32 protein-coding genes are annotated in these 26,094 nt (G+C 68.2%); 22 read left to right on the plus strand and 10 right to left on the minus strand.

Annotated features, from left to right (window positions below; all coding sequences use genetic code 11):
• Positions 1 to 36 precede the first annotated feature (36 nt).
• Positions 37 to 1,116, minus strand: a complete 1,080-nt coding sequence (locus tag ACLM5J_RS11175; RefSeq protein WP_413656484.1) for a GNAT family N-acetyltransferase — start codon at positions 1,114 to 1,116, stop codon at positions 37 to 39.
• Positions 1,117 to 1,196: 80 nt separating this feature from the next.
• Here ACLM5J_RS11175 and ACLM5J_RS11180 point away from each other — a divergent pair, with 80 nt between their 5' ends.
• The 15 genes from ACLM5J_RS11180 (at position 1,197) to ACLM5J_RS11250 (ending at position 16,369) form a co-directional block, all read left to right on the plus strand.
• A complete protein-coding gene (locus ACLM5J_RS11180; RefSeq protein WP_413656485.1) occupies positions 1,197 to 2,108 on the plus strand; it encodes a DUF1707 SHOCT-like domain-containing protein in 912 nt (303 codons plus the stop codon).
• Between the two features lie 100 nt (positions 2,109 to 2,208).
• On the plus strand, positions 2,209 to 2,385 hold the full coding sequence (locus tag ACLM5J_RS11185) for a hypothetical protein (protein ID WP_413656486.1): 177 nt from the start codon (positions 2,209 to 2,211) through the stop codon (positions 2,383 to 2,385).
• Between the two features lie 95 nt (positions 2,386 to 2,480).
• Positions 2,481 to 2,993, plus strand: a complete 513-nt coding sequence (locus ACLM5J_RS11190) for a hypothetical protein (RefSeq protein ID WP_413656487.1) — start codon at positions 2,481 to 2,483, stop codon at positions 2,991 to 2,993.
• A gap of 187 nt (positions 2,994 to 3,180) precedes the next feature.
• A complete protein-coding gene (locus ACLM5J_RS11195) occupies positions 3,181 to 4,230 on the plus strand; it encodes an ABC transporter substrate-binding protein (RefSeq protein ID WP_413656488.1) in 1,050 nt (349 codons plus the stop codon).
• Positions 4,227 to 5,132 carry an ABC transporter permease gene (locus ACLM5J_RS11200; protein ID WP_413656489.1) on the plus strand — a complete coding sequence of 302 codons (906 nt, stop codon included), beginning with the start codon at positions 4,227 to 4,229 and terminating at the stop codon, positions 5,130 to 5,132. The genes ACLM5J_RS11195 and ACLM5J_RS11200 overlap by 4 nt, the downstream gene beginning before the upstream one ends.
• A complete protein-coding gene (locus tag ACLM5J_RS11205) occupies positions 5,129 to 5,941 on the plus strand; it encodes an ABC transporter permease (RefSeq protein WP_413656490.1) in 813 nt (270 codons plus the stop codon). Before ACLM5J_RS11200 ends, ACLM5J_RS11205 begins: the two co-directional genes overlap by 4 nt.
• Positions 5,942 to 5,957: 16 nt before the next feature.
• Complete coding sequence (locus ACLM5J_RS11210) at positions 5,958 to 7,055, plus strand: ABC transporter ATP-binding protein (RefSeq protein ID WP_413656491.1); 1,098 nt, start codon at positions 5,958 to 5,960, stop codon at positions 7,053 to 7,055.
• On the plus strand, positions 7,042 to 9,078 hold the full coding sequence (locus tag ACLM5J_RS11215; protein WP_413656492.1) for an acetate--CoA ligase family protein: 2,037 nt from the start codon (positions 7,042 to 7,044) through the stop codon (positions 9,076 to 9,078). Before ACLM5J_RS11210 ends, ACLM5J_RS11215 begins: the two co-directional genes overlap by 14 nt.
• Entirely contained in the window at positions 9,075 to 10,667 is a 1,593-nt protein-coding gene (locus ACLM5J_RS11220; protein WP_413656493.1) for a thiamine pyrophosphate-binding protein, read from the plus strand. The genes ACLM5J_RS11215 and ACLM5J_RS11220 overlap by 4 nt, the downstream gene beginning before the upstream one ends.
• The gene (locus ACLM5J_RS11225) at positions 10,667 to 12,073 is read left to right on the plus strand and encodes an aldehyde dehydrogenase family protein (RefSeq protein ID WP_413656494.1); all 1,407 of its coding nucleotides are present in this window, start codon (positions 10,667 to 10,669) and stop codon (positions 12,071 to 12,073) included. Before ACLM5J_RS11220 ends, ACLM5J_RS11225 begins: the two co-directional genes overlap by 1 nt.
• A 106-nt stretch (positions 12,074 to 12,179) precedes the next feature.
• The gene (locus ACLM5J_RS11230) at positions 12,180 to 13,337 is read left to right on the plus strand and encodes an acyl-CoA dehydrogenase family protein (protein ID WP_413656495.1); all 1,158 of its coding nucleotides are present in this window, start codon (positions 12,180 to 12,182) and stop codon (positions 13,335 to 13,337) included.
• Between the two features lie 61 nt (positions 13,338 to 13,398).
• Positions 13,399 to 14,331 carry a DMT family transporter gene (locus ACLM5J_RS11235; RefSeq protein WP_413656496.1) on the plus strand — a complete coding sequence of 311 codons (933 nt, stop codon included), beginning with the start codon at positions 13,399 to 13,401 and terminating at the stop codon, positions 14,329 to 14,331.
• Between the two features lies 1 nt (position 14,332).
• A complete protein-coding gene (locus ACLM5J_RS11240) occupies positions 14,333 to 15,319 on the plus strand; it encodes an NAD(P)H-dependent flavin oxidoreductase (RefSeq protein WP_413656497.1) in 987 nt (328 codons plus the stop codon).
• 49 nt (positions 15,320 to 15,368) lie between these two features.
• On the plus strand, positions 15,369 to 15,962 hold the full coding sequence (locus ACLM5J_RS11245) for a TetR/AcrR family transcriptional regulator (RefSeq protein WP_413656498.1): 594 nt from the start codon (positions 15,369 to 15,371) through the stop codon (positions 15,960 to 15,962).
• A 59-nt stretch (positions 15,963 to 16,021) separates the two neighbouring features.
• Complete coding sequence (locus ACLM5J_RS11250) at positions 16,022 to 16,369, plus strand: HNH endonuclease (protein WP_413656499.1); 348 nt, start codon at positions 16,022 to 16,024, stop codon at positions 16,367 to 16,369.
• A 9-nt stretch (positions 16,370 to 16,378) separates the two neighbouring features.
• On the opposite strand, the gene ACLM5J_RS11255 is transcribed toward ACLM5J_RS11250, so the two are convergent.
• Positions 16,379 to 16,924, minus strand: coding sequence for a TOPRIM nucleotidyl transferase/hydrolase domain-containing protein (locus ACLM5J_RS11255; protein ID WP_413656500.1), 546 nt, complete (start codon positions 16,922 to 16,924; stop codon positions 16,379 to 16,381).
• A gap of 90 nt (positions 16,925 to 17,014) precedes the next feature.
• Here ACLM5J_RS11255 and ACLM5J_RS11260 point away from each other — a divergent pair, with 90 nt between their 5' ends.
• Entirely contained in the window at positions 17,015 to 17,854 is an 840-nt protein-coding gene (locus ACLM5J_RS11260) for a hypothetical protein (protein ID WP_413656501.1), read from the plus strand.
• Positions 17,851 to 18,168, plus strand: coding sequence for a hypothetical protein (locus ACLM5J_RS11265; protein ID WP_413656502.1), 318 nt, complete (start codon positions 17,851 to 17,853; stop codon positions 18,166 to 18,168). The genes ACLM5J_RS11260 and ACLM5J_RS11265 overlap by 4 nt, the downstream gene beginning before the upstream one ends.
• Positions 18,169 to 18,210: 42 nt before the next feature.
• Here ACLM5J_RS11265 and ACLM5J_RS11270 read toward each other — a convergent pair whose 3' ends face one another.
• From ACLM5J_RS11270 to ACLM5J_RS11285, 4 genes are read right to left on the minus strand one after another with little or no spacing between them, the layout of a single operon-like run.
• Complete coding sequence (locus ACLM5J_RS11270) at positions 18,211 to 18,717, minus strand: hypothetical protein (protein ID WP_413656503.1); 507 nt, start codon at positions 18,715 to 18,717, stop codon at positions 18,211 to 18,213.
• Positions 18,717 to 19,307 carry a hypothetical protein gene (locus ACLM5J_RS11275; protein WP_413656504.1) on the minus strand — a complete coding sequence of 197 codons (591 nt, stop codon included), beginning with the start codon at positions 19,305 to 19,307 and terminating at the stop codon, positions 18,717 to 18,719. Before ACLM5J_RS11275 ends, ACLM5J_RS11270 begins: the two co-directional genes overlap by 1 nt.
• On the minus strand, positions 19,304 to 19,489 hold the full coding sequence (locus ACLM5J_RS11280) for a hypothetical protein (RefSeq protein ID WP_413656505.1): 186 nt from the start codon (positions 19,487 to 19,489) through the stop codon (positions 19,304 to 19,306). Before ACLM5J_RS11280 ends, ACLM5J_RS11275 begins: the two co-directional genes overlap by 4 nt.
• Positions 19,486 to 19,707: a hypothetical protein gene (locus tag ACLM5J_RS11285; protein ID WP_413656506.1), complete on the minus strand. Its 222-nt coding sequence runs from the start codon at positions 19,705 to 19,707 to the stop codon at positions 19,486 to 19,488. Before ACLM5J_RS11285 ends, ACLM5J_RS11280 begins: the two co-directional genes overlap by 4 nt.
• 41 nt (positions 19,708 to 19,748) lie before the next feature.
• On the opposite strand from ACLM5J_RS11285, the gene ACLM5J_RS11290 reads away from it, so the two are divergent.
• From ACLM5J_RS11290 to ACLM5J_RS11300, 3 genes are all read left to right on the plus strand, one after another.
• On the plus strand, positions 19,749 to 20,537 hold the full coding sequence (locus tag ACLM5J_RS11290) for a hypothetical protein (protein WP_413656507.1): 789 nt from the start codon (positions 19,749 to 19,751) through the stop codon (positions 20,535 to 20,537).
• Entirely contained in the window at positions 20,534 to 20,968 is a 435-nt protein-coding gene (locus tag ACLM5J_RS11295; protein WP_413656508.1) for a hypothetical protein, read from the plus strand. The genes ACLM5J_RS11290 and ACLM5J_RS11295 overlap by 4 nt, the downstream gene beginning before the upstream one ends.
• A gap of 71 nt (positions 20,969 to 21,039) precedes the next feature.
• A complete protein-coding gene (locus ACLM5J_RS11300; protein ID WP_413656509.1) occupies positions 21,040 to 22,011 on the plus strand; it encodes an epimerase in 972 nt (323 codons plus the stop codon).
• Positions 22,012 to 22,014: 3 nt separating this feature from the next.
• On the opposite strand, the gene ACLM5J_RS11305 is transcribed toward ACLM5J_RS11300, so the two are convergent.
• Entirely contained in the window at positions 22,015 to 22,866 is an 852-nt protein-coding gene (locus ACLM5J_RS11305; RefSeq protein WP_413656510.1) for an alpha/beta fold hydrolase, read from the minus strand.
• A gap of 463 nt (positions 22,867 to 23,329) precedes the next feature.
• Between ACLM5J_RS11305 and ACLM5J_RS11310 the strand changes: the two genes are divergently transcribed.
• Both ACLM5J_RS11310 and ACLM5J_RS11315 read left to right on the plus strand, forming a co-directional pair.
• Positions 23,330 to 24,064 carry a hypothetical protein gene (locus ACLM5J_RS11310; RefSeq protein WP_413656511.1) on the plus strand — a complete coding sequence of 245 codons (735 nt, stop codon included), beginning with the start codon at positions 23,330 to 23,332 and terminating at the stop codon, positions 24,062 to 24,064.
• Positions 24,065 to 24,134: 70 nt separating this feature from the next.
• The gene (locus ACLM5J_RS11315; protein WP_413656512.1) at positions 24,135 to 24,407 is read left to right on the plus strand and encodes a hypothetical protein; all 273 of its coding nucleotides are present in this window, start codon (positions 24,135 to 24,137) and stop codon (positions 24,405 to 24,407) included.
• A gap of 46 nt (positions 24,408 to 24,453) precedes the next feature.
• On the opposite strand, the gene ACLM5J_RS11320 is transcribed toward ACLM5J_RS11315, so the two are convergent.
• From ACLM5J_RS11320 to ACLM5J_RS11330, 3 genes are all read right to left on the minus strand, one after another.
• Positions 24,454 to 24,912, minus strand: coding sequence for an SRPBCC family protein (locus tag ACLM5J_RS11320; RefSeq protein WP_413656513.1), 459 nt, complete (start codon positions 24,910 to 24,912; stop codon positions 24,454 to 24,456).
• A gap of 126 nt (positions 24,913 to 25,038) precedes the next feature.
• Positions 25,039 to 25,302 (minus strand): hypothetical protein, encoded by a 264-nt coding sequence (locus ACLM5J_RS11325; RefSeq protein WP_413656514.1) that lies wholly within the window; start codon positions 25,300 to 25,302, stop codon positions 25,039 to 25,041.
• 77 nt (positions 25,303 to 25,379) lie between these two features.
• Positions 25,380 to 26,075 (minus strand): nucleotidyl transferase AbiEii/AbiGii toxin family protein, encoded by a 696-nt coding sequence (locus tag ACLM5J_RS11330; RefSeq protein ID WP_413656515.1) that lies wholly within the window; start codon positions 26,073 to 26,075, stop codon positions 25,380 to 25,382.
• Between the last annotated feature and the right edge of the window lie 19 nt (positions 26,076 to 26,094).

The following is a 26,094-nucleotide window of genomic DNA, read 5'->3' on the forward strand; positions in this document are numbered from 1 at the left end:
GGATCTCAGCGTAGGCGGCGCGCTCCGTCTTCGGGATCAGTAGCCGGTGGTGCCGTCGATCCGTTGGCGGAGCAGGTCGGCATGGCCGAGGTGGCGGGCGTACTCCTCGATCATGTGGATCAACACCCACCGCAGGTTGATCGGCTGGCCGCGGCGAAGCCCCGGCAGCGCGGCATCCAAGTCGGTGACCGCCGCCGCGATCTCGCGAACCCGGCGCAACTCGCTGCGGTACAAGGCGATCTCAGCCAGGGCGGTATCCGCACTGACGCCGTCGAAATCGGCGTCGGCGTTGACGGCGTCCTTGTAGTGCGGCGTCTCGCTCAACCCGCCCACCACGCTGGTGAACCAGTACTGCTCGACGAAGGTCAGGTGCCGCACCAAGCCCGCCAGCGTCAACGTCGACGGCGGTGTGCTGACCTGGACCAACTCGGCGGCGCTGAGCCCGGAGACCTTACGCAGCAAGGCATCCCGGTAGAAGTCCAACCATTGGTCGAGGGCGACCCGCTCGCCGGCCATGAAGTCCAGCGGCGGCCGCTTCTCGCTCGACACCGGCACCCGTTCGCCGCGTGGCCGGGGGTCACTGTCCAGCATTCCGTAGATGCTGTTGCCGCTCCAGCCGTCGTCCTCCTTCCAGTCGTTGCGCAGGTCCGCCTCACGGACCATGCCCAACCGGGAGCAGAGCTTCGCCGACGCCCCGTTGCGTGGGTCGAGCTGGGCGAAGACCCGTTGCGCCCGGTAGACGTCGAAGGCGACGTCGAGCATCGCCGTCGCGCCTTCGAGGGCGAACCCACGGCCGTGGAACGCCGGGTTGAAACACCAGCCGATCTCCAAGCGTTGCAGCGTCTCGTCCGCGGCCATCAGGACCAGATCACCGACGACCTGGCCCTCGAACTCGACCGCCAGAGCCAGACCGTTGTCCCGGGTGAGCTGCCACCGGTTCTCGGCCCAGTCGGCGACCTTGGTGACCGCCTCCTCGCGGGTCCACGGACCGTGCGGCACGTACCGGACCACCTCCGGATCGCTGCGATAGGCCCACACCGCTTCAGCGTCGTCCGGTCGGTACCGGCGGAGAACCAGGCGCTCGGTCTGGATCGGGAGGGAGAGTTCGGCGATCACCTTCCGCAGGCTACCTGTGCCGAGGCACCGGGTGCCATCGCATAATCTTCTCGCGTCGATCGACTACTCGGGAGGACACGATGCGCGCTCGCGATGCCGACCGGAACGAGGTCGTCGAAGCACTCGAGGCGGCTTTCGTCGACGGCCAACTCACCGCCGACGAGCGTGAGCAACGGGTCGCCGCCGCCCTCAGCGCCGTTGAACTGGACGACCTGCGTCCGTTGGTCCGCGACCTCCAGAACGCGCCCGAGCAGTTCCGTCCAGGAGTCGTGCAGACGGTTCGGGCTGCCGCCGTCGCGACGCCGCCGCGCCGCTACCTGCTGGCCGGGCTCGCCGTCACCGCCGTGATCGCCGCCCCGTTCGTCATCGCTGCCTTGGCAGACAACGACAGTGCCAGTTTCTCCAGCACCAGCAGCCCGGAGCAGGACGAACTCGTCACGCACTCGAACTCGTTCGTGGTGATGTGGAGCAAGGTCAAGGACGAGTTGCGCAGCGGGCAGCCGGCCAACCAACGCGAAGGGAAAGTTCCCTCGCTGGAGCCCTGGGAGGTGAATGCGGAGAAGGTCGAACTCCTCTTCGAGGTGATCCACAACCAGTTCGACGCGCCCTACCTGACCGAACTCGCCCTCCGGCCGGACTCGTTCTCCTTCACCCGCCCGCTGAAGGGAACCCAGCCGCGCACCGAGGACTGGTCCTACTACAAGAGCAGCGGAGTCAGTGCGCGCGAGCCGGAGAAGGAGAGTGGCCGGGACATGCCGCTCTTCGACACCCGCGACATCGACGTCCCCGCCCTCTTCCGCAACCTGGACTCCGCCCTGCAGACGTTGGAGGTCTCGGAGGCGACGCTCAACTGGATCGACGTGAAATTCGATGCCAGCGACGACGTCCCGGTGATCAGCATCTGGGTGACCAACCGGTTCGACGAGACAGGTTGGCTGCAGACCACTCTGGACGGCCGGGTCATGGAGACCTGGCCCTTCACTCCCTCCTGATCGGCCACTGCCGCACGCCTCCCGCTGCTGCGGACGGTTCGCAGGTAACTCGTCGCTGCAGCATGCTGCGCCGGCCGTCGCAGGTGCCTAGCGTGGCGGTATGGAGACCCACACCCACGCCCACACCCACGGCGAGACCGAACACACCCACGCCCACACGACGCATGAGCACAGCCACGTCGAGCACGAGCACGAGCACACCCATGACGGCGTCACCCACTCGCACGCCCATGTTCACGAAGCCGGGCTGGAGGAGGACCACTCCCACGAGGGCTGAGCACGGACTTTCGCCTTGATGGCAACCGGATCGGCTACTGGCGCGTCTCACTGACGGCACCCTCCGCACGGAGCGGGCCGGAAGGAGGCGGAGACATGACGTCAGGGTTGCTGGCTGCAGCAGGCGAGACCGCCGTTGGCACCGCGGTCGCCGAAAGGTTCGTCGGCTTCGCTCTCGACCCGTCCGACGATCCCGGCTCCACGCTGAGGTTCACCCCCGAGGTCCGGCTCGGACTCGGCTCCGAGCTCGTCATCGAGCGTCCGGGCCCTGCCTTACACGACGACCAGAGCTGGCTGCTCGATACCCAGGAGTTCCGCGGCTACCTCGGCCCGTTCAGCGCGCTGCGGCTGATCCGGCACCACGCCGAGGACATGGGCTCAGCAACGGTCGACGGTCCTCGCGCAGCCTTCGAACTGACCGACGGCGCGAGCGCCGACTGCGTCGGCAACCCACGCCGCGTACCCCCGACCCTGGCGAGCCTCCACCGGGTCTCGGTGCAGCCCTCCGCCCACTCCCGCAGCACCTGCCTGCTCTGGTTCTCGATCGATCTCTTCCTCGACGACGAGGGCAGGGTCGCAGCGGTCACCTTGGACCTCTGGGAGCCGTAGCTCCCCCGCGACCTCTCGTCGCCCACGCCCCTGGCGCCCCTGTGGCCCCAGGGGCGTTCTGCATTCCTTCGCGGCCACTCAGTGGTAGGTGAGCGCTCGCAGAAAAATTCTTCGACCGACCCCTTGACGCGTGACGGCCGTCACGCTTTCATTAATAACTGATCCATCAGTCAACTTAGGAGAAACGATGCGTGCCAAGGCAATCGCCGCTCTGTCCACTGCGGCTCTCGTCGTGTCGGTGTCGGCTTGCAGCTCCAGCGAGGACAGCAAGTCCGTGACGGTGACGATGTGGGGCGGTGCCGGTCAGAAGGCGCATGTCAGCTCCTACTTCACTCCCTGGGCGAAGGATGCCGGCGTCACCATCCGCCAGGACTCCCCCACCGACTACGCGAAGATCGACGCCCAGGTGAAGTCCGGCAAGGTCAGCTGGGGCCTGGTCGAGGTCGAGCCGAACTACTCGGAGTCGGCCTGTGCCGCCGGCAAGCTGGAGAAGCTCCCGCAGCGGGTGCTCGACGCAGCGGAGAAGGGCGGCATCGACCCGGCCCAGATGAACGACTGCGCGATCCCCATCCTCCAGTACACGTTCAGCATCGCCTACAACACCGACAAGTTCGCCAAGGCCCACCCGACCACCTGGGCGGAGTTCTTCGACACCAAGCAGTTCCCGGGCAAGCGTGGCTTCTGGAAGTACGTCACCGGCGGCATCTTCGAGGCGGCCCTGCTCGCCGACGGCGTCGCCCCTCAGGACCTCTACCCCCTCGATCTCGACCGGGCCTTCAAGAAGCTCGACACGATCAAGAAGGACATCGTCTGGTACGGCACCGGAGACCAGCAGGTACAGCTTCTCGCCAGCGGCGAGGCGCCCCTGGTCCAGGCCTGGAACGGCCGCGTCTCCCAGGCCGCCGCATCCGGTGAGCCCGTCGCCAACGAGTACGGCGAGAACCTCGTCTCCTACGACCACGTGGTGATCCCCAAGGGCTACGACAACGTCGAGCTGGCCGAGGACTGGATGGTCTGGTTCCTCGAGAACCCGCAGGCGCAGGCCACCGACGCCGAGGCGTCCGGTTTCGGCCCCGCCTCCAAGGACGCCATCGACCTGGTCCCCGCAGAGATCCGCGACGACGTCGCCCCGAGTGACAACGTCGTCGACCAGTCCGCCGGCCTGATCGACTACTCCTACTGGGCGAAGAACTACACCGAGGTCACCAAGCGCTTCAACACCTGGATCGCCGAATGACCAGCATGACCCTGCACCGCCCGCGGAGAGGATCCGCCGGCGACGGCGCCCTCTCCCGGGTCCGGGCCTACCTCGCCTTCGACGGTTGGGGCCTGTTGATCCTTCCCCTGCTGGTCTTCCTGCTTGTCTTCTTCGTGGCTCCGCTCGGATTCATGATCGCGAAGAGCTTCACCGATCCGACGCTGAGCCTCGACAACTATCGCGAGATCTTCTCCGCCTCGATCTATGTGAAGGTCCTGGTCAACACGTTCGTGATCGCGTTGACCGTCACCGCGGTGACGATGCTGCTGGCCTACCCCTACGCGTACCTGATGACGATCAGCCGGCCCGCCTGGCGCAACCTGCTGATCCTGCTGATCCTGGTGCCGTTCTGGACCAGCGTCCTGGTCCGCAGCTTCGCGCTCGTCCTGCTGCTGCGCGACACCGGCGTGATCAACACGATCGCGATGGATATCGGCGTCATCCAGGAGCCGCTCTCGATCATGCGCTCGATGAAGGGCGTCATGTTCGGCATGGTCCAGGTGGCACTCCCGTTCGCGGTGCTCCCCATGTACGCCACGATGCGCAACATCGACCCGCGGCTCACCGAAGCGGCGCAAGGCCTCGGCGATCGCCCGTCCGGAGCCTTCTGGCGGGTCTTCGTACCGCTGAGCATGCCCGGCGTCGCGGCCGGCCTGCTGCTCACCTTCATCCAGGCGCTGGGCTACTACATCACTCCCTCGCTCCTGGGCGGACCCAAGAACACCATGATCGGTGAGTTGATCGTGCAACAGGTGAGCACCGTGCTCCAGTTCGGCTTCGCCGCCGCACTCGCCGTCCTGCTGCTGACGACGACCTTCGCCCTGCTCGCGATCGCCAGCCGGTTCATGGACCTCGAACGCATGCTGATGGGGCGCTCATGACCAGAATCCTGACCCGCACCGGCCTGGTCCTGCTGGCCGTCGCCGTCGCTGCCTACGTGCTGTTGCCCATCCTGATCATCTTCCCGATGTCGGTCGGCGAAAGCTCCTTCATGACCTTCCCGCCCGAAGGCTTCTCCTGGAAGTGGTACGAGGCACTGCGGGACGACCCGACCTGGCTGGAGTCCGCCGTGGCCAGCCTCCGGGTGGCCGGCCTCTCCGCTGCTCTCAGTGTCGTGCTCGGCACCGCCGCCGCGCTCGCCCTGGTCCGCGGACGCTTCCCGTTCCGCCGCGGCGTCCTGGTGGTCATGCTGGCCCCCCTGATCGTGCCCTACGTGATCGTCGGTCTGGCCGTCTACGTCGCCTTCCTGGAGGCTGGTCTCACCGAGACCACCCTGGGCTTCGTGCTGGTGCACACCTGCCTCGGCGTGCCCTACGTGATGATCAACGTCTGCGCCGGACTCGTCGCCGTCGACCGTCGTCTGGAGATGGCGTCGATGAACCTCGGAGCCGGCCCGATCTCCACCTTCTTCCGGGTGACCCTCCCCGCGATCCTGCCCAACATGCTGGCCGGCGCACTCTTCGCCTTCATCACCAGCTGGGACGAGGTCGTCGTGGCGATCTTCATGTCCGGCCCGACGATGACCACCCTGCCCGTGAAGATGTGGTCCGGCATCCGGGTCCAGATCGACCCCACGTTGGCGGCGATCTCGACGCTCGCCCTCCTGGTGATCCTCGCCAGCTTCGCCCTGATGGGGCTGATCCGCCTCACCCAACGTCTCGTCGGCCGACGCCGTCGCATCGCCCTCTAGAACACAGGTGTCCACCATGACCAACATCGCTTCCGCGACGCCCGGGACTCAGCCCGGTGCCTCGATCCATGTCGAGCAGGTCCGCAAGGTCTACGGGCCGGCGACGATCCTCGACGACATCTCCCTCGACATCCGAGCCGGCGAGTTCATCACCCTGCTCGGCGCCAGTGGCTCCGGCAAGTCGACCCTGCTCAACATCATCGCCGGGTTCATCAAGGCCGACGGCGGCCAGGTCAAGGTCGACGGTCGTGACCTGACGACCGTGCCCGCCCACAAGCGCGGCCTCGGCATGGTGTTCCAGCACTACGCCCTCTTCCCCCACATGACCGTCTTCGACAACGTCGCCTACGGCCTGCGTCGTAACGGGTTCCCCCGCAAGGAGATCCCCGCGCTCGTCGACGAGGCACTCGAGATGGTCGAGATGGGTCACCTCGGCAAGCGCCGCCCCAGCCAACTCTCCGGCGGGCAGCAACAGCGCGTGGCGCTTGCCCGGGCCGTCGTCTTCAAGCCGCGGGTGCTGCTGATGGACGAGCCGCTCGGCGCGCTCGACAAGATGCTGCGCGAGCAGTTGCAACTGGAGATCCGTCGCCTGCACAAGGAGATGGGCATCACCTTCGTCTTCGTCACCCACGATCAGGAGGAGGCGTTGACCATGTCCGACCGGATCGCCCTCCTCGAGTCCGGCAGGATCGTCCAGCTCGGCACCCCCACGGAGCTCTACGAGACCCCGTCGAGCCGCTACGCGGCGGAGTTCATCGGCGTCTCGAACATCTTCAACGGCGCCGTTGCGCACGGTCGTTTCCACGACGCCGCCAACAACGCCGAGTACGTCCTGCTGCCCGACAGCCCGGCCGACGGAACCGCACTGATGGTGCGTCCCGAACGCCTGTCCGTGCAGCCGATCGGGCTTCCCGCCCCGGCGGAGCGCAACAGCGTCGAAGCGATCGTCGAGGACTGCGTCTACCTCGGCAGCGACCGCAGCGTGCACGCCCGGACCCTCGGCGGCGACGTGCTGGTCGCCCGCACCCCCGTCCCTCGCGGCGACGACGGCATCGCCGCCGGCGCCAAGGTCATCCTCTCCTGGAACGTGGAGGACTCCCGTGTCCTTGCCTGAAGCATTCATCGATCCCACCTCGGTCGCCGTCGTCGGTGCCAGCGCCGACCAGACCAAGTGGGGCCACTGGCTCGCCCTCGGAGCCCTCAAGGGCAAGGCACGGCGCGACGTCTGGCTGGTCAACCGCAGCGGAGACGACCTTCTGGGCGAGCCCACCTATCGCTCGGTGAGTGACCTGCCCGGAACCCCGGACCTCCTGGTGCTTTGCGTCCCCGCCGGTCACGTCCTCTCGGTGGTGACCGAGGCGCTCGCCCGGGGCACCCGTGCCTTCCTGGCCATCACCGCAGGCGTAGGCGATCAGGACGAACTCGCCCTCCTGCTCCAGCAGCACGATGCCCGGATGCTCGGCCCCAACAGCCTCGGCATGTACGACGCGTCGACCGATCTCCAGCTTGCCTGGGGACACTTCACCCCCGGACGTCTGGCGATCGTGTCGCAGAGCGGCCAACTCGGCTCGGAGATCGCCAACCTCGGCGCCCGCCAGGGCCTGGGTGTCTCCCGCTTCTACTCGGTGGGCAACCAACTGGACCTCAACGCCGCCGACCTGTTAGAGGGTCTCGTCGACGACCAGCAGACCAGCGCCGTCGCGCTCTATCTCGAGAGCTTCGCCGACGGTGCCCGTCTGGTCCGGGCGCTGCGCGCGCTCCGCGCTGCCGGAAAGCCGACCCTGATCCTCACCACCGGTGCGAGCGAGGGAAGCAAGCGGCTCGCCCAGTCCCACACCGGCTCGATGACCTCGACCCTCGACGTCGTCGACGCGGCCTGCCGCGCCGCCGGGGCGCTGCGGGTCAGCACCCCGTCCGAACTGGTCGCGACCGCCCGCTACCTGGACGCCGCCGACCTCCCCCAGGGGCGCCGGATCGCGGTGGTCAGCGACAGCGGCGGCCAAGGCGGGATCGCTGCGGACGTCGCTGCCGGCCTGGGGCTCAGCACGCCGGTCTTCTCCCCGGAGTTGCAAACCCAGCTGGCCCGGATGCTTCCTGCCGGGGCCGCCCTGGCGAACCCTGTCGACCTGGCCGGCGCCGGTGAGGCCGACCTCGAGGTCTACGCGTCGATCACCGAACTGCTCGCCGGCTCAGGCGAGGTGGACGCCGTGCTGATGACCGGGTACCTCGGCTGCTACGGCGAGGACACCCCCTCGATCGCCGACGACGAGCTGGCCGTGGTGGACCGCCTCGGCAAGCTCTCGGAGGCCAGCCACGTGCCGCTGGTCGTGCACAGCATGAGTGACTCCTCCCCTGCCGTGGAACGGATGTGGGAGCACCACATCCCCGCCTATGAAGGCGTCGAGCTCGCACTCGGCGCGCTGGCCCGCGCAGCGCAGTTGGCGGAGGCTCCGGGCCGCTCCCTGACTACTCCGGACGCCGCGCCGATGCCTCGCGTCCCCGGTTACTGGCAGGCCCACCAGCGTCTGCTCACGATGGGAGTTCCGCTGCCGGCCGCCCACCGGATCACCGACCGCGCGGAGCTCGCTGAGGCGGTGAGGGCCCTCCAGGCTCCGCTGGTCCTCAAGGCAGGCTGGCTGGAGCACAAGAGCGAGCACGGCGGTATCCGGATCGGCCTACGTTCCTTGGCCGACGCCGAGGCCGCCTACGACGACATGGTGCGGCGCCTCGGCCCCGGTGACTACGTCATCGAGGAGCAGGACACCCGCGACGGGGTCATCGAGATGCTGATCGGCGGCCGCGTCGACCGTGACTTCGGTCCGACGGTGACGGTCGGCCTCGGCGGCGTCCAGGCCGAGCTGTGGCGTGACGTGCACGTCGAACTCGCCCCGGTCGACCGGGAGACCGCCCGTGCGATGGTGGGTCGACTCCGCTCCAAGGCCCTCCTCGACGGTTGGCGCGGCGCTCCGGCTGCCGACGCGGACGCCCTGATCGACCTGGTCGTCTCGGTCTCGGAGATCGTCGCCGGAAGCCCGGAGATCACCGACCTGGAGATCAACCCGGTGCGGGTCGCACCCGGCGGCGCCCTCGCCGTCGATGCGCTGGTCCTGCCGCTGGCTGACGGGACGGCGTCATGACCGCCCGTACCGGTGGCCAGGCACTGGTCGAGGGGCTCGTCGCGCACGGCGTCGAGACGGTCTTCGGCATCCCCGGCACCCACAACCTCGCGGTCTACGCGGCGTTGGCCGAGCACCGGGTCGCGCACGTGCTCCCCCGCCACGAGCAGGGTGCCGGATACGCAGCCGATGGCTACGCCCGGAGCACCGGACGCGTGGGTGTAGCGCTGACCACCACCGGTCCCGCCATTCTCAACGCCGCCGCGGCGGCCGCGCAGGCCTACTCCGACTCGGTGCCGGTGCTCTTCATCTCGCCGGGCATGCCGTCCCAGCACCCGGCCCACGGCAACGGGTTGTTGCACGAGATCATCGACCAGAGCGCCGCGATGGCAGCGGTGCTGGGCACCAGCCTGCGGGTCACCTCGGTCGCTGAGATCCCGTTGGCGGTGCAGCAGGCGTTTGCGGTGATGACGACGGGACGCCCCCGCCCGGTCCACCTCGAGATCCCCCTCGACCTGCTCGACGAGGTGGCCGAGGTCGCCCCGGTTCTTCCTGCCCGGCCCGGAACCCTGCACCCGGATCAGGCAGCCCTCGACCGCGCAGTCGCCCGCATCGACGCAGCCGAGACGGTCGCCATCGTGGCTGGTGGCGGGACCTTCGCCGCCGCGACCGAACTGGCCGCCGTCGCCGAACTGTTGGGTGCAGGGGTGCTGACCACCGCCAACGGCAAGGGCGCGCTGCCTACCGGCCACCCGCTCTTCGTCGGGGCCGGACTGCAGCACGCTGCCGCCCGCGAACTCTGTGAGGCCGTGGACGTGGTGCTGGCCCTCGGTACCGAGTTCGCGCCCTCCGACTGGTGGGGCGGGCTTCCCGAGCTGGCCGGCAAGGTGGTCCGGATCGACGTCGACGCCACCGCGATCAGCACCAACGTGGTGCCGGACGTCGCCCTGGTCGCCGACGCGGCCGCAGCGCTCGCGGCACTGGCCGATCGTGTGCAGCGCAAGGAACCGTCCGCCCTGGTGCCGACGGCGCGAACCGCGCACCGGGCGCAGGCCAGGGAGGAGGGCGCTGCCTGGATCGAGCTCGTCGACGCACTCGCCGACGTGGTGCCCCGGGACGCGATCATCGCCGCCGACAACGCGATGGCCGCCTACTACGGCGCGCTGTCCAACCTGCCGCTCGACCGGCCCCACTCCTTCCTCTACCCGACCGGGGCAGGCACGTTGGGCTACGGGCTTCCGGCGGGGATCGGCGCCAAGGTCGCCAACCCGGAGACGGCAGTCGTCGTCCTGCACGGCGACGGCGGCCTGATGTTCTCGGTGGCGGAGTTGGCGACCGCAGCCGAGCTCGGGCTGGCGCTCCCCATCGTCGTCGTCGACAACGGTGGCTACGGCGAGATCCGGAACGAGATGGACGACCGGGACGAACCGATCCATGCAGTGGCCCTGGGCAGCCCGGACTTCGTGATGTTGGCGCAGTCGTTGGGTTGCCTCGGGGTCCGGGCGCAGAGTGCCGCCGAGGTCGCCGCCGCGGTCGACAAGGCGTTCCACGCCGACCGTCCGACGTTGATCCACGTCCGTGAGCGCAGCCGCGCCACCGGGGAGGCGTGATGAAGTACGAGACCGTGTTGATCGGCGGCCGTTGGCTGCCGACGACCGAGACCATCGACGTCGAGAACCCGGCCACCACGCAGGTGATCGGAACCTCGGGTCGTGCCACCGTCGCCCAGGTCGATCAGGCTGTCGCGGCAGCACGGGACGCCTTGCCTGCTTGGGGATCCCTGCCCCTGGAGCAGCGCGCCACGGCACTCGACCGCCTCGTCGACGCCTTGCGCGGCCGACGTCGTGAGCTGATCGACGTGACCGTGGCCGAGGTCGGCACGCCCGTCGCCGACGCCACCGCGTGGCACGTCGATCTCGGTATCGAGCTGGTCGTCTCCGCGATCCGGAATCTGCGTGCCCACCGGTTCGAGAGCGAGGTCGGGAACTCCCTGCTGTTCCAACGCCCGGTCGGCGTCGCCGCCTGCATCACTCCGTGGAACTACCCGTTCTACCAACTGACGGCCAAGGTCGCTCCGGCGTTGGCGGCAGGCTGCACGGTCGTGCTGAAGCCGGCCGAGCTGACCCCGTTGTCGGCCTACCTCTTCGCGGAGGCGGTCGAGGAGGCCGGCCTGCCGGCCGGCGTCTTCAACCTACTGCCGGGCATCGGTGCCGAGATCGGTGCCGCGCTGGCAGACCATGACGGCGTCGACCTGGTCTCCTTCACCGGTTCGACGAAGGTCGGCCGCGCGGTCGGAGCCGCAGCAGCCGGGCGGCTGGCGAAGGTCTGCCTGGAGCTCGGTGGGAAGTCGGCCAGCCTGGTCTGCGCCGACGCCGACCTCGAGACGGCGGTCCGCAGCACCGTGGAGTCGGCGATGTTGAACGCCGGCCAGACCTGCAGCGCCTGGACGCGGCTGCTGGTCCCGGCCGAGCGCTACGACGAAGCCGTGCAGATCGCCGGGGCGCACGCGGCCTCCTTGGTTGTCGGAGATCCGACGGACGAAACCACCCAGGTCGGTCCGCTGGTGAGCCGGAACCAGTGGGAGCAGGTCAGCGCGATGGTCGACAGCGCCGTCGAGCGTGGTGCCCGGCTGGTGACCGGCGGTACGAAGCCAGCAGAGCTCGGCACCGGCCACTACCTCGCCCCGACGATCCTCGCCGACCTGTCCCCCGACGACCCGGCCAGCCAGGAGGAGATCTTCGGACCGGTGTTGGTCGTCCATCCCTACACCGACGAGGACGAAGCGGTCCGGATCGCCAACGGCACCCGGTACGGACTGGCCGGAGCCGTCTGGGCCGGGTCCGAGGACCGGGCGCTGGCCCTCGCCCGCCGTCTGGAGACCGGACAGGTCGATCTCAACGGTGCGGCATTCAACCCCGAAGCCCCGTTCGGCGGTTGGAAGGAGTCCGGCCTCGGGCGCGAGCTCGGCCGGATCGGTCTTGAGGAGTACCTCGAGTGGACGGCGGTGCAGCGCTGACCGGCCCTCGTCCTCACCCCTGCGCGGGCCGACGCCGTCACCCGCGCACCGCGTCCCGCGACGCCACATCCCACGTCACACAGCACAACCAATGAGGAGTAAGAACATGGCGATCAATGCCGTTGAGCCCTGGCCCCTGACCGACGAGCAGCGAGCCATCGTCGACCTGTGCCGGACCTTCGCCGAGAACGAGATCCGCCCGCGTGGCCGCGAGGTCGATGAGGCCGACGTGGTCTCCCCCGTCGACATCTTCAAGTCCGCAGCGAAGGTCGGGATCACCGACTTCATGCTGCCCGAGCAGTACGGCGGCGGCGGTCTTGGTGACATCTTCACCCAGTGCCTGGTCCAGGAGCAGCTCTGCTGGGGCGACCCGGGTATCGGCAACTTCGTCTGCTCCAACGGGTTCTTCTCCGACCCGCTGCTGGCTCTGGGAACCGAGGAGCAGAAGGAGGAGTGGCTGCGTCCGTTGACCGGCACCGACCCGCTCTTCACCGCCCTGGCCACCACCGAGCCCGGCTCCGGCTCGGACGCCGCCTCGATCGTCACCACCGCCACCAAGGTCGACGGCGGTTATGCGATCAACGGTCAGAAGGTCTGGATCTCCAACGCCGGCCTCGCCGACCAGTACGTCGTCTTCGCCAAGACCGACCCGACCCAGCGTTCCGGCGGCGTGACCGCCTTCCTGCTGCGCAAGGGTGCCGAGGGGATGAGCTTCGGTGAGCCGATGAAGAAGATGGGTCAGCGCGCGATCGTGTGCCGCGAGATCTTCTTCGACAACGTCTTCGTCCCGGAGAAGGACCGGCTCGGCGACGAGGGTCAGGGCTTCTACGGCCTGATGCAGACCTTCGACATCTCCCGGGTCGTGCTGGCCGCCGCGGCGACCGGCGCAGCGCGCGCGGCGTACGAGTACGCGCTGGACTACGCCCGCAACCGGACGCAGTTCGGCAAGCCGATCATCGAGCACCAGGCCGTCGCTTTCCGGCTCGCCGACATGGCGACCCGGATCCAGTCCGCCTGGCTGATGACGCTGCACGCGGCTCGCACGCTCGACGCCGGCGAACCCGCCACCAAGATCGCCGCGATGGCGAAGCTGCAGGCTTCGGAGACCGCGATGTACGTGACCCACGCGGCCGTACAGACCCTCGGTGGCTGGGGCTACTCCCGCGAGTACCCGGTCGAGCAGTGGATGCGCGATGTGAAGCTCGAAGAGATCGAGGAAGGCACCTCCGACATCATGCGGCTGATCATCTCCCGCCAGATCTGATCTCCGGGCGGGTCCGCACCCTGGTGCGGACCCGCCCCTCCCCCGTCTTCTGAGGAGCTTCGTGCCCAGCAACCTCCGGCCCCATCTCGCAGCGCCGCTCGCGCTGCTGCTGGTCGCTGCCGTCTGGGGCTCGACCTTCCCCATCTCCAAGGACCTGTTGACCCGGATCTCGGTGAACGACTACCTGGCCGTCCGGTTCGCGCTGGCGGCCTTCGTCCTTGCTCTGTTGAGTCCTCGAGCACTGCGCCGCATCTCGCGGCGCCAGGCCTGGCTCGGCGTCCAGCTGGGCTTGATCTACGGCGTGGCCCAGTGGCTGCAGTTCGCCGGGCTCACCCAGGCCGCCGCCACCGTCTCGGCCTTCCTTGTCTCCATGTACGTCGTCGTCACGCCGCTGCTCGCAGCGGTGCTCTACCGACTGCCGGTCTCGCGTCAGACCAGGGTCGCCGTCGTGGTCGCGGCGAGCGGAGTGATGGTGATGTCGTTGCGGGGTTGGTCGTTCGGCACCGGAGAGGCCCTCACCCTGCTGTCGTCGGTGCTCTACGCCGTGCACATCCTGACCACCGGCCGTCTGGTCCGCACCGGGGACGCGCAGGTGGTCACGGTGATCCAGATGGCCACCATCGCCGTCCTCAGCGCGGTGCCCACCATCCCCAATGGGATCGAGATCCCGCAAGGGACCGACTGGATCCCGATGCTCTACCTCGCTCTCGCCGCCGGCGCGCTAGCGATGTTCGTTCAGGCCTGGGCGCAGCCTCGGATGGGCGTCGCCCAAGCGTCGGTGGTGATGGTCACCGAGCCGGTCTGGGCGGCGCTCTTCGCCGTCGTCTTCTGGCAGGAGGTTCTCGACGTCCGCACCATGATCGGCGCCGCGTTGGTGCTCACCGCAGCCGCCTTGGTACTGCTCGACCCACGCCGCGCACGCCGCATCCCCACCGCTGTCGGCGTCGAGCAGACGCCCGATCCCCTTCCTCTTCCCCTCAACACCAAGGAGTGACATGACCTTCCGCAACCAGTTCACCGAGACCTTCGGCATCGAACACCCGATCGTCTGTGGCGGAATGGCCGCCGTCGGCACCGCCGACCTGATCAGCGCGGTGGCGAACGCCGGAGCCCTCGGCTTCCTCAGCGCGCTCACCCAGCCGACACCGGAGGCGCTCGCCGCCGAGATCAAGCGCTGCCAGGAGCTGACCGACAAGCCGTTCGGGGTGAACCTGACCATCCTGCCGACCATCGAGCCGGTCCCCTACGACGAGTACCGCGACGTGATCATCGCGACCGGGGTCAAGATCGTCGAGACCGCGGGCAGCAACCCCGCTCCGCACCTTCCTGCCTTCAAGGAGGCCGGGGTCAAGGTCATCCACAAGGCGGTCGCGGTGCGGCACGCGCTCAAGGCGCAGTCCCTCGGCGTCGACGCGGTGAGCATCGACGGGTTCGAATGCGCGGGCCACCCCGGCGACGACGACATTCCCGGGCTGGTGTTGATCCCGGCCGCGGCCAAGGCCCTCGACATCCCGATCATCGCGTCGGGCGGCTTCGCTACCGGCAGCGGCTTGGTGGCAGCACTGGCACTCGGTGCCTGTGCCATCAACATGGGCACCCGGTTCGAGGCGACCGTCGAAGCACCGATCCACCAGAACGTGAAGGACCAGATCGTCGCCAACGACGAGCGCGACACCACCCTGGTCTTCCGGGAGTTCCGCAACACCGCGCGGGTGGCGCGCAACGAGGTCTCCGAGCAGATCGCCAAGCTGGGCTCCCAGCCCGGCGCCACCTTCGCGGACGTCGCCCACCTCGCCTCGGGCGCCCGCGCCCGCCAGGAGGTGCTCTCCGGAGGAGACGTCAACGGCGGCATGTGGTGGGCCAGCCAGGCCCAGGGACTCATCGATCGGGTAGCCACCTGTCAGGAGGTGGTCGACGAGATCGTCGCCGAGGCGGAAGAGATCATCGCGCGACGACTGCCCGCAGAGTTGGCAGGTTCCTGAACCACACAACGCGTATTGGTACCGTTCGTCGTCACTGAGGAGGAGAGCAATGGCTCGGCCAAGTGTTGAAGCGCAGCGGCGCGAGGAGATCATGCGATCTGCCTGCGCCCAGATCGCGGCCAAGGGCGTTCTCGGGTTGCGGGTGTCGGATGTCGCCAAGGGAGCGGGCGTCTCCCCCGGCATCGTGCACTACTACTTCGAGACGAAGTTCGAGCTGATCCGGGCCGCGTTCGAGGACAACTTCACCAGGTCTCTGGACCGGCGTGCAGCCATCTTCGACGACAAGGAGGCCCACGCCGCCGACTCGCTGCACGCGATCGTGGAGTCGTACCTGCCGGTCGGCGAGGAGACGATCGAGGCGTGGAACGTCTGGATCGAGCTCTGGGCAGCCGCCTTGCAGGACGAGGCGTTGGCGGAGGTCAACGACCGGGCCTACAGCCGGTGGGCCTCGATGATCGAGGCCGTCGTCGCACGCGGTCAGGAGCGAGGCGAACTGGTCTCCGAGGACAGCGCGCTGGTCGCGGACAGCCTGATGGGTCTGATCGATGGCCTGTCGGTGCAGGTACTCCTGTCCTCCCACGGGATGACGGTCGAGCGGATGCGAGCCATCTGTCACCGTCTGGTCGACTCGATCTCCACCTGAGGGGCCGTAGTCGCTGGTCGCTGCCGGGGTTCGGCGCGGCCAGCGCCTAGGGTTCTCCCATGCCGCCTCGTACCCGCAAAGCCACCATCGACCGGCGTCGACGGCGACGCGTGGCGGCTGCCGACAACGACCTCACCGACCAGCAGTGGCACGACCTGATGGAGGCCTGGGGTGGTTGCGCCTACTGCGGGGCGGAGGAACCCGCGTTGCAGAAGGACACCATGCTGCCGATCTCGCGCGGCGGCCGCTACACCGTGACGAACGTGGTGCCGGCCTGTCGCTCCTGCAACGCCTCGAAATGCAACAGCGAGCTGACCACCTGGATGCGCCGCAAGAAGCTCGACGAGAAGGAGTTCCTGGTGCGCCAGTACGAGATCAGCCGCGCACTCGACGTCGACGAGGCGTGAGCACCTGACTCAGCCGACGCTCCAGATCCAGTTGATCAGCCCGGTCATCGGCTCGGGAACGTCCTCGAACGGAACCTCTTCAGCCATCCGCGCAGCGTACTCACGCTTGCGGGCGCCGTTGGCGGAGACGTAGCGCCGAAGCTGCTCGTCAGCCTGTTCGCTGCTGTGCGCCTCCTGCGCCTGGAACTGACGGAAGCCCTTGAGGTCGTTCTTGGCCTCGAGAATCGCGGTCACTCCGACAACCCCTGTGGCCCGGATCAGCTCCTCCTCAAGGTCCCGACGACAGGCGAAGAAGCCCTGCCTGGTCAGGTCCTCCCCCACCTGGCGGTTGAGCGCACCGGCGACGTAACGCTCCTCGCCTTCGTCGTAGAGCCCGCCGACGCGGTGGCCCTGCGCGACGCTCTCGGCGATCGCGGCGCGAAAATTGCCAGCGCCGTTGATCACCTGGACGGTGATCTGCTCGGTCTCCAGGTCCACCCCGAAGCGTGGGGCGAGGGTCTCAACGGCGGCCTTGTCGGACTCGCCTTCAACAAGAATCGTGATCGGTCGTGGCACGAGGGCGAGTATGCCGTGTCCCTGCGGGGATCTGAGACTCTGGGCCGGATCAGCCAGCGGCCCGGCGAGAGGTTCGCTACTCTCACGATCATGGCGTCCGACACGGTTCTCCTGCACAGCAGCCATGCCGAGCAGTTCACCGGTTCGGGCCGCGATCTGTTGTTCCTCGACCGACCGGTCGATGCGGACACGCTGGCCCGGATCACCTCCCTGCAACTGTGGGCGCCGCACCACGACCCGATCCAGCAGTTGCCGCCGATCATCACGGCGATGACGTCGTTGAAGTCGTTGACCATCAGCGGGAGCAGCACCGCCCCGTCCTTGATCACCCAAGCTGGACAGGGCGATCTCCCCCAGGGGTTGGCCGAACTCCACCTCCAACAGGACTACGGCAAGGTGCTGACCTGGCCGGAGGTGGCGATGCCGAGCCTGACAACCCTCTCGGTGGCGGGGAGGTTCCGCTTCGACAACGCGGCGTTCCCAGCGCTGACCTCGCTCTCGATCTACCCCGATGGACCGATGAAGGTCGTCCGGCAGGCGATGGACCTTCCGCTCACCGAGCTCAACCTGCTAAACGTCCCGAACGACGACGAACTCTTCCCGCTTCTCGCTCAGCGGCCATTGCGGCGACTCGGCCTGCTCTCCGGTACCAAGCTGACCGGACTCGCCGGGATCGAGCGCCTCCCCCATCTGGAGACGCTTCGTTTGAAGAACCTACGCAACCTCGCCGACATCGCCGGGCTACGTACCCTTCCTGTCCTGCGGTTCCTCGATCTTCAGTACTGCAAGAAGATCACGAACATCGAGGTGCTCAACGATCTGGAACCGTTGCGGCGCCTGACGCTGGTCGGCTGCGGCAACGTCGGGCTGCCGACGATCCAGGAGCGGATCGACCGACTCGAGAAGTCCACCATCGGAGCGACCGCATGACAGTTGACCGGCTCAGTGCCGCCGTCGACGCCCTGGACGGCCTGGAGCGCACGCTCGCCGCCGACGACGTCGACGGCTGGGAGACGATGGTCGGCGGCGGCCCCGACTGCTACGTGGTGACTGCCACCCGTGGCGGCCAGGTCGCCAACGCGACCGTGGTTGCGGATCCCGACGAGTTCGTCGAGATGACGGTCGGCGAACAGGCGATCGACTACCCCGCCTCCTATGTCCTGGACCGATCCCAGGTAAAGGTGGCGCTGGCAGACCTGGCCTCAGGCGTCCTGCCGCCGAGCCGCTGGGAGATCCTCGGTTAGGGCGTGTCTCCCCCAGCGGAAATCGCCGTTGGGAAATGCGCCCTAGCCGAAGAAGCCAGCGCCCAGGCTGCCCTCGGCGACACCGGTGAGGAACTCCGGCAGATCGTTGGCGAGCAGCGTGACCTCTTCGAACTCGGGCTCGGCACCGTGTACGACGACGCCGCTCACCCTGCTGATCGCGAGGTACTCATAGCTGCCCTCGACGCCGAGCGCGATCGGCAGGAACTCGCGCCAGAAGTCCGTGCAGCGTCGGCGATCTGCGTCATCGACGGCGGCCTCGAGGCTCAGTCGCTCGAACGCGTTCCAGGCGAAGGCACTGTCGGAGCTGCCCGCAAAGTCCGCGGCGGAGAGGAACCACCGGCTCTCATCTTCGTCGACCAGCAGCGAGAACCGCTCCAGTACGGACCGCCAGCCCTCCGGAATCGCCACCTCGTGCGCGGCGGAGAGCAGCTCAGGCGACTCTGCTCGGGCTGGCTCCACCTGCCAACCGCGTCGGCGCAATCCGGTGAGGAACTCCGTCACCGCTCCTGGTGACTCCGCTTCGGTCATCAGAAGTCCAGGAACCCGGCGTAGACGTCTCGCACCTGGCCGTCACTGCCCGGTGTCCCGTAGAAGTAGACCGAGCCATAGCCCCACAGGTACTCCTCGATCACGTCCTCCAGCGGGCCGTCGACGGGCCACCCTTCCTCGTCGATCTGGAAGAGGAAGCGGTGGCCGTCGGCCAGCACGGCAGCCGCGTAGCCGGGCTCGTTCTGGATCAGCACCGGCTGCGCACCGGCCCGCACCAGAGCGGGCGTCTCGTCGGCGCCGTCGAGCTCGCCCAGCGCCGCCGACCGCAGGCCGGGCCAGCCGAGATCGGATCGGTCACCGCGAGGTGAGGAGGGATGGACGACCGCACGCATCGCCATCTCGGGGTAGGTCAGGTCGTCGTCGGCGATGGTGAACCCGTTGCGCAGCAGCACGGAGACCTCCGCGTCCCCTGCCCACGAGGCGCAACCCGCGGGAAGTGTGAGGAGGTAACGGTGCGTGTCCAGCAACGGATGGTCCTCGATCGCTCGCGGCGGCGCTCCGCCGAGGCGACCGCCCTCTGCCCGATCCGGGAGCGTGGGCGTGAAGCCGCGCGGGCCGTCGTCGCTCACGCTTCGCCTCCGAAGACGGTCTCCAGCTTCGCCAACTCCGAGGAGGCGTCGACGCTCTTGTCCTTACCTGCAACGCGTCCGACCAGCTCCACCAACGCATCGTTGATGATCCGTCGCAGCGCGGCGCTCGGCTCCGCGGCGTCCGCCAGATCCTCCTTCCGCACCCGGATCTGGGCGGTCACCGTCCCTTCGCCGTCGATACCCTCGGCGCGTGGAGGCCGCTCTCCCCTTCGGTGGAGGAGATCTCACCACCGACGTGCAGGAGCAGGTCGAAGTCGTAGCCGAAGCTGAGCTCTTTGAGCCGCTGCTTGAGCCGTGCCACGTCGCCGACGAACGCCCCACCGGCGTCCGGCCCGCCGTAGACCGTACGGAAGCTGATCCTGCCCGCGTCAGTCGTCACGGTAAGGATGGTAGCGATCTGGCACCACCTAAGGTGAGGCCATGACGGAGACCGGCCAACAGCACTTCCTGGAGATCGGTGTCCCGGTGCCCACGGTCTCGCCCGAAGGGTTCCACACCAGCACCCGTCTGCTGGACGGCGAGCTGCTGCTCACCTCCTGGTGCCAGGGCCGCGCGACCACCCGGGTCGGCGTTCTGGAGTTGGCTACTGGGCGGTGGCGGGTGCTCAAGGGGGTGCGCGGGATGCTGCGCGGAGCCGTCCGGGTGCGCGGCGATCGGGTGCTGATGCTCAGCGAGTACGGACTCTTCGAGGTCGACCTCGACGCGCTGGCGGTGATCCGCAAGCTGACCGCCGGCATCGGGCGCCACAACGACGACCTGCGTCTCGACGACGACGGCCTGGTCGCCGTCGGGCATCGCGAGCGTGCCACTGAGAGCCTGGTATCGCTGGACACCCTCGAGGTGGTGCGCCGTCGACGGCGTGGGCCGCTCGGCTCTCCCACCCTCACGCCGACACTGGCCAGAGCCGGGTTCGTGCGGCTGCTGAGCCGGGAGGCCGGTCTGCTGGTGGGCGCGACCAGCGCCTACCCGGTCCAACCCCAGGAGATCGTGGTGCTCGCAGCCGATGACCACGCCGCGGTGGCGCGGGTGCCGGCACGATGGGGCGCGGAGAGCGTGCACGTCTGGCGGGACGGCCTGATCGTCGCGCCGCCGGACCTCGCCCGCGCAGGCGCCCTGCTCGCGCTGCCCGGACTCCTCGATGCGCCAGCCTCCCTTGAGCCGCTGGCTGCGGCGACCGCCGTCGGGCGCGGACCTAGGCTGACGCCATGACCAGCAACGGTAACGTCGCGTCGGCCTGGGGCGAGCTCACCCGTGGCAGCTTCACCCTCACCGACGGTGAGGTGCTGGTCGACGAGTACTTCAGCCTGCCCGGCGAGCCCGAACTGATGGTGCGCACCACCGACCCGGTGGCTGCCGCCGCCCTGCTCCCGCGGCTGGAGGCCTTTTTCACCGACCGTGGCCGGTGGCACCGCCGGGCCACCGACGCCGTCGTGACCCGGTTCAGCGATGAGGCGCCCACTCCCGGTGAGCTCGACGACGCGGAGGGCGACCTCGTGCTGCAGACCGTCGAGGTGCTTGCCGACGGCGACGTCGTGCTCCACCTCGACGACAGCTGCGGTCAGCACTTCCCGGACGGTTACTGGCCAGCGGTGCGGTTCGGCAGGGACGACGTCGTGGTCGAGGTCACCGTCGAGGCGTGAGCTCGGCCGCATCGGGGTGTTCTCTTCCACACTCCGCTGCGCCATCGACGGCCGACGGCTATGTTGCGATCATGAGCACACGCCCGGTGGCCGTGGTGGCCGGTTGGAACGGATTCATCGGCCATCGTCTCGTCGAGGACCTGACGCAGCGTGGCTACCACGTCGCCCGGGTAGGCCGTTCCGGCCCTGACGGGCGTTGGGACGATCCGGCGGGGCTGGCCCGGCTGATCGACGGCGCCGAGGTGGTGATCAACCTGGCCGGTAAGAGCGTCGGCTGCCGGTACACCGATGCCAACCGGAACGAGATCCTCCGTTCCCGGGTGGAGACGACCCGGCAGATCCGCGAGGCCATCGCGGCTGCCGAGAGGCCGCCGTCGCTGTGGATGAACGCGAGCACCGCGACCATCTATCGCTATGCGATGGACCGGCCGCAGACCGAGTCCGGCGGCGAGTTCGGCAACGGCTTCTCCGTCGACGTCGCCTCCAACTGGGAACGCGAACTGTTCGCCGACGATCTGCCTGGCACCCGCCGGGTCGCTCTGCGGATGGCGATCGTGCTCGGCGGGCCCGCCTCGGACATGCTGGCCCGCGCCACCCGGCTGGGGTTGGGCGGGACCCAGTACGACGGGCCGTGGTTCCAACACCGGCGCTACCGCGGCATCGGCCCGACGCCGACCGGCGGCCCCGTGCCGATGCACCGTTCGAAGGGTCGCCAGAAGTTCTCCTGGATCCACATCGACGACGTGGTCTCGGCAGTGCGCTTCATCGCCGAGCAGGACGAGATCGAGGGCCCGGTGAACCTGGCGACGATGACCACCAGTGACAACCGGACGTTGATGGCCGAGCTACGCCGCGCCGTCAAGCGTCCGGTCGGGCTCCCTGCCTGGCGCTGGATGCTGGAGCCCGGGATGTTCGTGCTACGCAACGAGACCGAGCTGATCTTGAAGAGCCGCTGGGTCCATCCGGAGAAGCTCACCGAGGCCGGATTCACCTTCGCCTGGCCGGAGCTCGGCCCTGCGCTGGACGACGCACTCCGGCGTTAAGGGTCAGGCGGCGTCGGCCGCGATGAACTCGTGGAGCAGCGCGGCGAAGCGGTCCGGGTCCTCCAGGTGCGGGAAGTGCCCGGCGCCCTCGCAGATCTCCACCTGACACTCCGGGATCGAACGCTTCGCATTGTGGGCGTGCGCGACCGGGATGATCCGGTCCGCGGTGCCCCACACGATGAGGACCGGGATCGGCAACCCGTCGCCCAGGTGGTCGTGAGCACTGATCGTCTGGCCGCCGAGATCGATGACCGCACGCGTAGTGGCCAGGAAGGCCCGCCTGCTCTCCCGCTCCTTGAGGGCGGTGAAGCCGCGCCAGACCGCGCTGAGGTCCGGGCCGGGCCGCCAGCCCAGCTTGGCGGCGGCGTTGCCCAGCATCTCCACCGGACCGAGGATCGGTGCCGAAGCGACAACGCTCAGCACCTGCTCAGCGCCGGGCAAGGTGGCGGAGCGCAGGGCGACGCTCACCTCGCGGCCGAGGCCACCGGTGGCGATCAGCACCAGGCGCTCCACGCGCTCGGGAAAGAGGTAGTAGAACTGCATCGCGATGCCGCCGCCGAGGGAGTGGCCGACCAGGGTGACCCGATCGATGCCGAGGTGGTCGAGCAGATCGCGCATGGTGGCGGCGTGGGCGCTGAGCGAGTAGTCCCCCATCGGCTTGGCGGAGTCGCCGTGACCGAAGAGATCCGGCGCCAGCACCCGGTTCTCGTCGTCCATCTCGTCGACAAGGTGACGCCACTGCCGTTGTGAGCCGAGGATCCCGTGGATGAAGAGCACGGCGGGCCCCTCGCCGCTGTCGAGGTACGAGAGTTCGTGGCCGTGCAGCACGACCGTGCGCGGAGTCATCCGGACCATGTCGACCTCCCTGATCGGGTGCGGGGTCTCTAGCCTGACATCCGACCCGATCTGCCGCGCGACCGATCCCCCGTCAGGCTCCACAACCCGATAGCGGGCCTCGGGGTTGATCGACGAACGCGTGTTCTCTCAGGCGCCTAGAGTCGACGACGTGCCCGACAACGACCAACCCACCGATCGCCCATGCGAGGACTGTGGCGGTGTTGTTTTGCGAGGCCGAGAACCGACCACTGCCGACGCCGAGCCTGAACTTGCGGAGGCCGGCATCTGGGTCGTCGGAAGCGAGTGGTGCACGACGCCCTAGGCACAGGCCCAGACGGCGCCCAGGTCTGGCCCGAGGCCGCACCTTGACCGACTCTGGTCAAGTCGGCTCCGTGCGGCGAGAATTCACGCAACGATCACCACTCCACGCCCCATCCTCAGAGGAGCACCTCCTCACGAGCACGACGGAACGCGGCGAGACATGACAGTGACAGGCGAGCAGTCCCCCACACTGGGCGCAGCGTTTGTGCGCGCAGCGCGGCGTCTCGCCGCGATCACCGCGGCGGGGGCGCTGCTGGGAATGCTCGTGGGTGGTGTCGGCGGTCGATTGGCGATGTTCGTCCTCGCCCGCCGCAACCCCGACGCGACCGGGGTGACCAGCGACGACGGCTTCACCATCGGGCAGTTCACCCTCGCCGGCAGCCTCAACCTGTTGGTGGTCGCCACGGTGCTCGGCGTGCTCGGCGCAGCGATCTACGCGGCGTTGCGCGGGCTGATGATCGGGCCGCGCTGGTTCCAGGTCCTGTCCATCGGGCTCGGCCCCGCCGTCGTCGTCGGCGACCAGCTGGTCCACGTCGACGGCGTCGACTTCACCCTGCTGCAGCCGGCGTGGCTCGCGATCGTCATGTTCTTAGCCATTCCCGGCCTCTACGCAGCACTGCTCACCGTGCTCGCCGAACGGTGGCTGGCGCCGACCGGCTTCTTCGCCACGGGTCCTCTCCCGCTCGCGCTGGCGCCGCTGTTGGCGTTCGGTCCGTTGGCTCCGCTGCTGGCCGCGATCGGTGTCGGCTGGTGTGCGCTGGAGTGGGTACGACGACGTAGCGGTGGGGCCGTCCCGGGAGCGGTTGGCCTCGCCTGGCTAGGGCGAGTCGCACTGACCTTGGTCTTCGTGGTGGCCTTGGTCGAACTCGTTGACAAGGTCGTCGAGCTCACCTGAAAATGCCCGGTCCACTGCCCCGAACACCCTTTGTCGGTGGTCACCCATAGAGTCAGCGGGTGATCAATCGATGAGCAAGATGGACAACCTGCGGGCGATGCGCGAGGCCAGGTACGCAGCCTCACAGCGCACTGCCGGCATCGCGAAGCCGGCGACGCGAATCGCACCGAGTAGGTCGAAGGCCGCGACGAAGGCCACTGCTCCGGCGCCGGCGCCGGAGCAGGCTCCCCCAGCGCCGACGCCGTCAGCCGAGGAGGATGAACTCTGCGGCCACCGCAACATCAGCGGTCGCACCTGCAAGCGCGAGAAGGGGCACGCGGCCAAGAGTCACCGGTATGCCTAGTCGAGGCGGCGCGATGCGGTGCCGCCGAGCCGGCGGCTGGCCGCCGTCAGACGTTCGGCCTACTGAGGGCCTCCAGTAGCCAGGCGTTGCGTTGGTTGAGCAGCCTCGTCATATACCGGGTGAGGAACGCCGCGTTCACCAGCCGGCCGATCGGCCCGAGCGGAGAGTCGAACTCGACGACGTCGGTCATCAGCGTGCCGCCTGGGACGGCGTCGAAACGGTGCTCGTGCCACCAGCGGCGAAACGGCCCCGAGACCTGTTCGTCCACGAACCGCGTCGGCGCCTCGTAGGCAGTGATCTTCGACGTCATCGTGAACGGGATGCCGCAGTGACGGGCCCGCCAGGTGACGACGTCATCGTGGCCCATCACCCCGGAGGTGACGCCGGCGACCGCCCGCTCCCCCGAACCGGCCATCGACGACGTGTGGGCATCGACCGAGAGGCTCAACTCGAAGCACCGCTCTACGGTTGCAGGAATGAAGTTCGTCAGCTCGATCCTCGGCACGCGACGATCGTAGACAGGACGGCTGGCGGCTGAGACCAACTTACCGACGACCGCCGGAAGAGGCACTGCTCTGTGATCCGCGATCGCCACGTCGGGCGTCGAGGACCAGCTGCCTCTCGCTCGCCACTACGACTTCTTCTTGCCCTTGTGCCGCAACTCTTTGAAGTCCTCGATCGCAGCGTCGACCTCGTCCTCAGTCAGGCTCAGCAGGGCATCCAACTTCTCGCCAGCGGCCCTCAGAGCGGCCACGTCAGCGGAGCGGTCCCCCTTGACCGGAATGAAGTATCCGACCGTGTGCCCGTGCCGGGTCACGGCGACAGGCACGTCGGAGTCCACAAAGTCGGACAGACCGGCACGGAACTCCCTGATCCCCACCTTCGCCGCGGTCATGACACCCTCCTCGAATTGCGTAATCCTTGTGTACGCAATATCAGGCGAGCGGGAAGTCGAGTGTCGCCCCAAGGGGGCTAGTCCGAGACCCGACCTAGCCCTTCGATCTTCGCGGATCGGGCGGACAGGTCGCGGATGCTCTGCCAGACAACTGCTCGGGGCGCCTCGATCTTGAGTGCTCGGATGCATTCGTCGAGACGGCGTGGATTGCCTTGAAGGTAGGCAACGGCCTTGTTGAGGCTTTCGCCGATCGTCTTGCCGTAGGCATCGACCGCCTTGCGTGCGCCGGCCTTCAGGGCAACCGCGTCGGGCTTCATCATGGCCAGGTCGATGAGGTCGCGGCTGAACGTCGAGGTGTCAGCCCAGCGGTCGTCATTCGCAAGCAGCTTGCTGGCGACCTGATCGGCTCGCGTCAGAGTCCGAACGCCGCAGATCTCGTTGCCCGGCGAGGGACTGTCGAGGTCGATCCGCCCTTCGTGAATGATCTCGAACTTGATCGCGACCCCTGCGACGAGCACCGTCGTCCGGATTCCGTAACCGTCCACAGAAGGTGTTCGACCTACCTCCAGCTCGCGCGTAGCCAGCGATTCGAACCCGTGACTCCTGACCATCTGGCGCAACTCGCGGTAGGACCTCGCGTCGGAGACCAGGAAATCGATGTCGACCGATTCACGGAACTCCCCGCTGCCGAGGACGATCGCCGTTCCACCTCCGAACCAGCAGTTGTGCTCGGCCAGGAGAGGTGCATCGAGCATCGACAGCACCTCGGCCACCCGTTGATGGTGCAGCCGC

The organism is Nocardioides sp. Bht2 (genome assembly GCF_047308515.1).
In the GTDB taxonomy this organism is placed as follows: Bacteria; Actinomycetota; Actinomycetes; order Propionibacteriales; family Nocardioidaceae; genus Nocardioides.

Bases quoted from the DNA above. Each gene is read 5' to 3' on its own strand.
- ACLM5J_RS11220 (WP_413656493.1), top strand. From the start codon at position 9,075: ATGACCGCCCGTACCGGTGGCCAGGCACTGGTCGAGGGGCTCGTCGCG.
- ACLM5J_RS11200 (WP_413656489.1), top strand. From the start codon at position 4,227: ATGACCAGCATGACCCTGCACCGCCCGCGGAGAGGATCCGCCGGCGAC.
- ACLM5J_RS11180 (WP_413656485.1), top strand. From the start codon at position 1,197: ATGCGCGCTCGCGATGCCGACCGGAACGAGGTCGTCGAAGCACTCGAG.
- ACLM5J_RS11245 (WP_413656498.1), top strand. From the start codon at position 15,369: ATGGCTCGGCCAAGTGTTGAAGCGCAGCGGCGCGAGGAGATCATGCGA.
- ACLM5J_RS11305 (WP_413656510.1), bottom strand. From the start codon at position 22,866: ATGGTCCGGATGACTCCGCGCACGGTCGTGCTGCACGGCCACGAACTC.
- ACLM5J_RS11250 (WP_413656499.1), top strand. From the start codon at position 16,022: ATGCCGCCTCGTACCCGCAAAGCCACCATCGACCGGCGTCGACGGCGA.
- ACLM5J_RS11190 (WP_413656487.1), top strand. From the start codon at position 2,481: ATGACGTCAGGGTTGCTGGCTGCAGCAGGCGAGACCGCCGTTGGCACC.
- ACLM5J_RS11210 (WP_413656491.1), top strand. From the start codon at position 5,958: ATGACCAACATCGCTTCCGCGACGCCCGGGACTCAGCCCGGTGCCTCG.
- ACLM5J_RS11290 (WP_413656507.1), top strand. From the start codon at position 19,749: ATGACGGAGACCGGCCAACAGCACTTCCTGGAGATCGGTGTCCCGGTG.
- ACLM5J_RS11230 (WP_413656495.1), top strand. From the start codon at position 12,180: ATGGCGATCAATGCCGTTGAGCCCTGGCCCCTGACCGACGAGCAGCGA.
- ACLM5J_RS11310 (WP_413656511.1), top strand. From the start codon at position 23,330: ATGACAGTGACAGGCGAGCAGTCCCCCACACTGGGCGCAGCGTTTGTG.
- ACLM5J_RS11225 (WP_413656494.1), top strand. From the start codon at position 10,667: ATGAAGTACGAGACCGTGTTGATCGGCGGCCGTTGGCTGCCGACGACC.
- ACLM5J_RS11205 (WP_413656490.1), top strand. From the start codon at position 5,129: ATGACCAGAATCCTGACCCGCACCGGCCTGGTCCTGCTGGCCGTCGCC.
- ACLM5J_RS11240 (WP_413656497.1), top strand. From the start codon at position 14,333: ATGACCTTCCGCAACCAGTTCACCGAGACCTTCGGCATCGAACACCCG.
- ACLM5J_RS11295 (WP_413656508.1), top strand. From the start codon at position 20,534: ATGACCAGCAACGGTAACGTCGCGTCGGCCTGGGGCGAGCTCACCCGT.
- ACLM5J_RS11195 (WP_413656488.1), top strand. From the start codon at position 3,181: ATGCGTGCCAAGGCAATCGCCGCTCTGTCCACTGCGGCTCTCGTCGTG.
- ACLM5J_RS11315 (WP_413656512.1), top strand. From the start codon at position 24,135: ATGAGCAAGATGGACAACCTGCGGGCGATGCGCGAGGCCAGGTACGCA.
- ACLM5J_RS11260 (WP_413656501.1), top strand. From the start codon at position 17,015: ATGGCGTCCGACACGGTTCTCCTGCACAGCAGCCATGCCGAGCAGTTC.
- ACLM5J_RS11325 (WP_413656514.1), bottom strand. From the start codon at position 25,302: ATGACCGCGGCGAAGGTGGGGATCAGGGAGTTCCGTGCCGGTCTGTCC.
- ACLM5J_RS11300 (WP_413656509.1), top strand. From the start codon at position 21,040: ATGAGCACACGCCCGGTGGCCGTGGTGGCCGGTTGGAACGGATTCATC.
- ACLM5J_RS11185 (WP_413656486.1), top strand. From the start codon at position 2,209: ATGGAGACCCACACCCACGCCCACACCCACGGCGAGACCGAACACACC.
- ACLM5J_RS11270 (WP_413656503.1), bottom strand. From the start codon at position 18,717: ATGACCGAAGCGGAGTCACCAGGAGCGGTGACGGAGTTCCTCACCGGA.
- ACLM5J_RS11265 (WP_413656502.1), top strand. From the start codon at position 17,851: ATGACAGTTGACCGGCTCAGTGCCGCCGTCGACGCCCTGGACGGCCTG.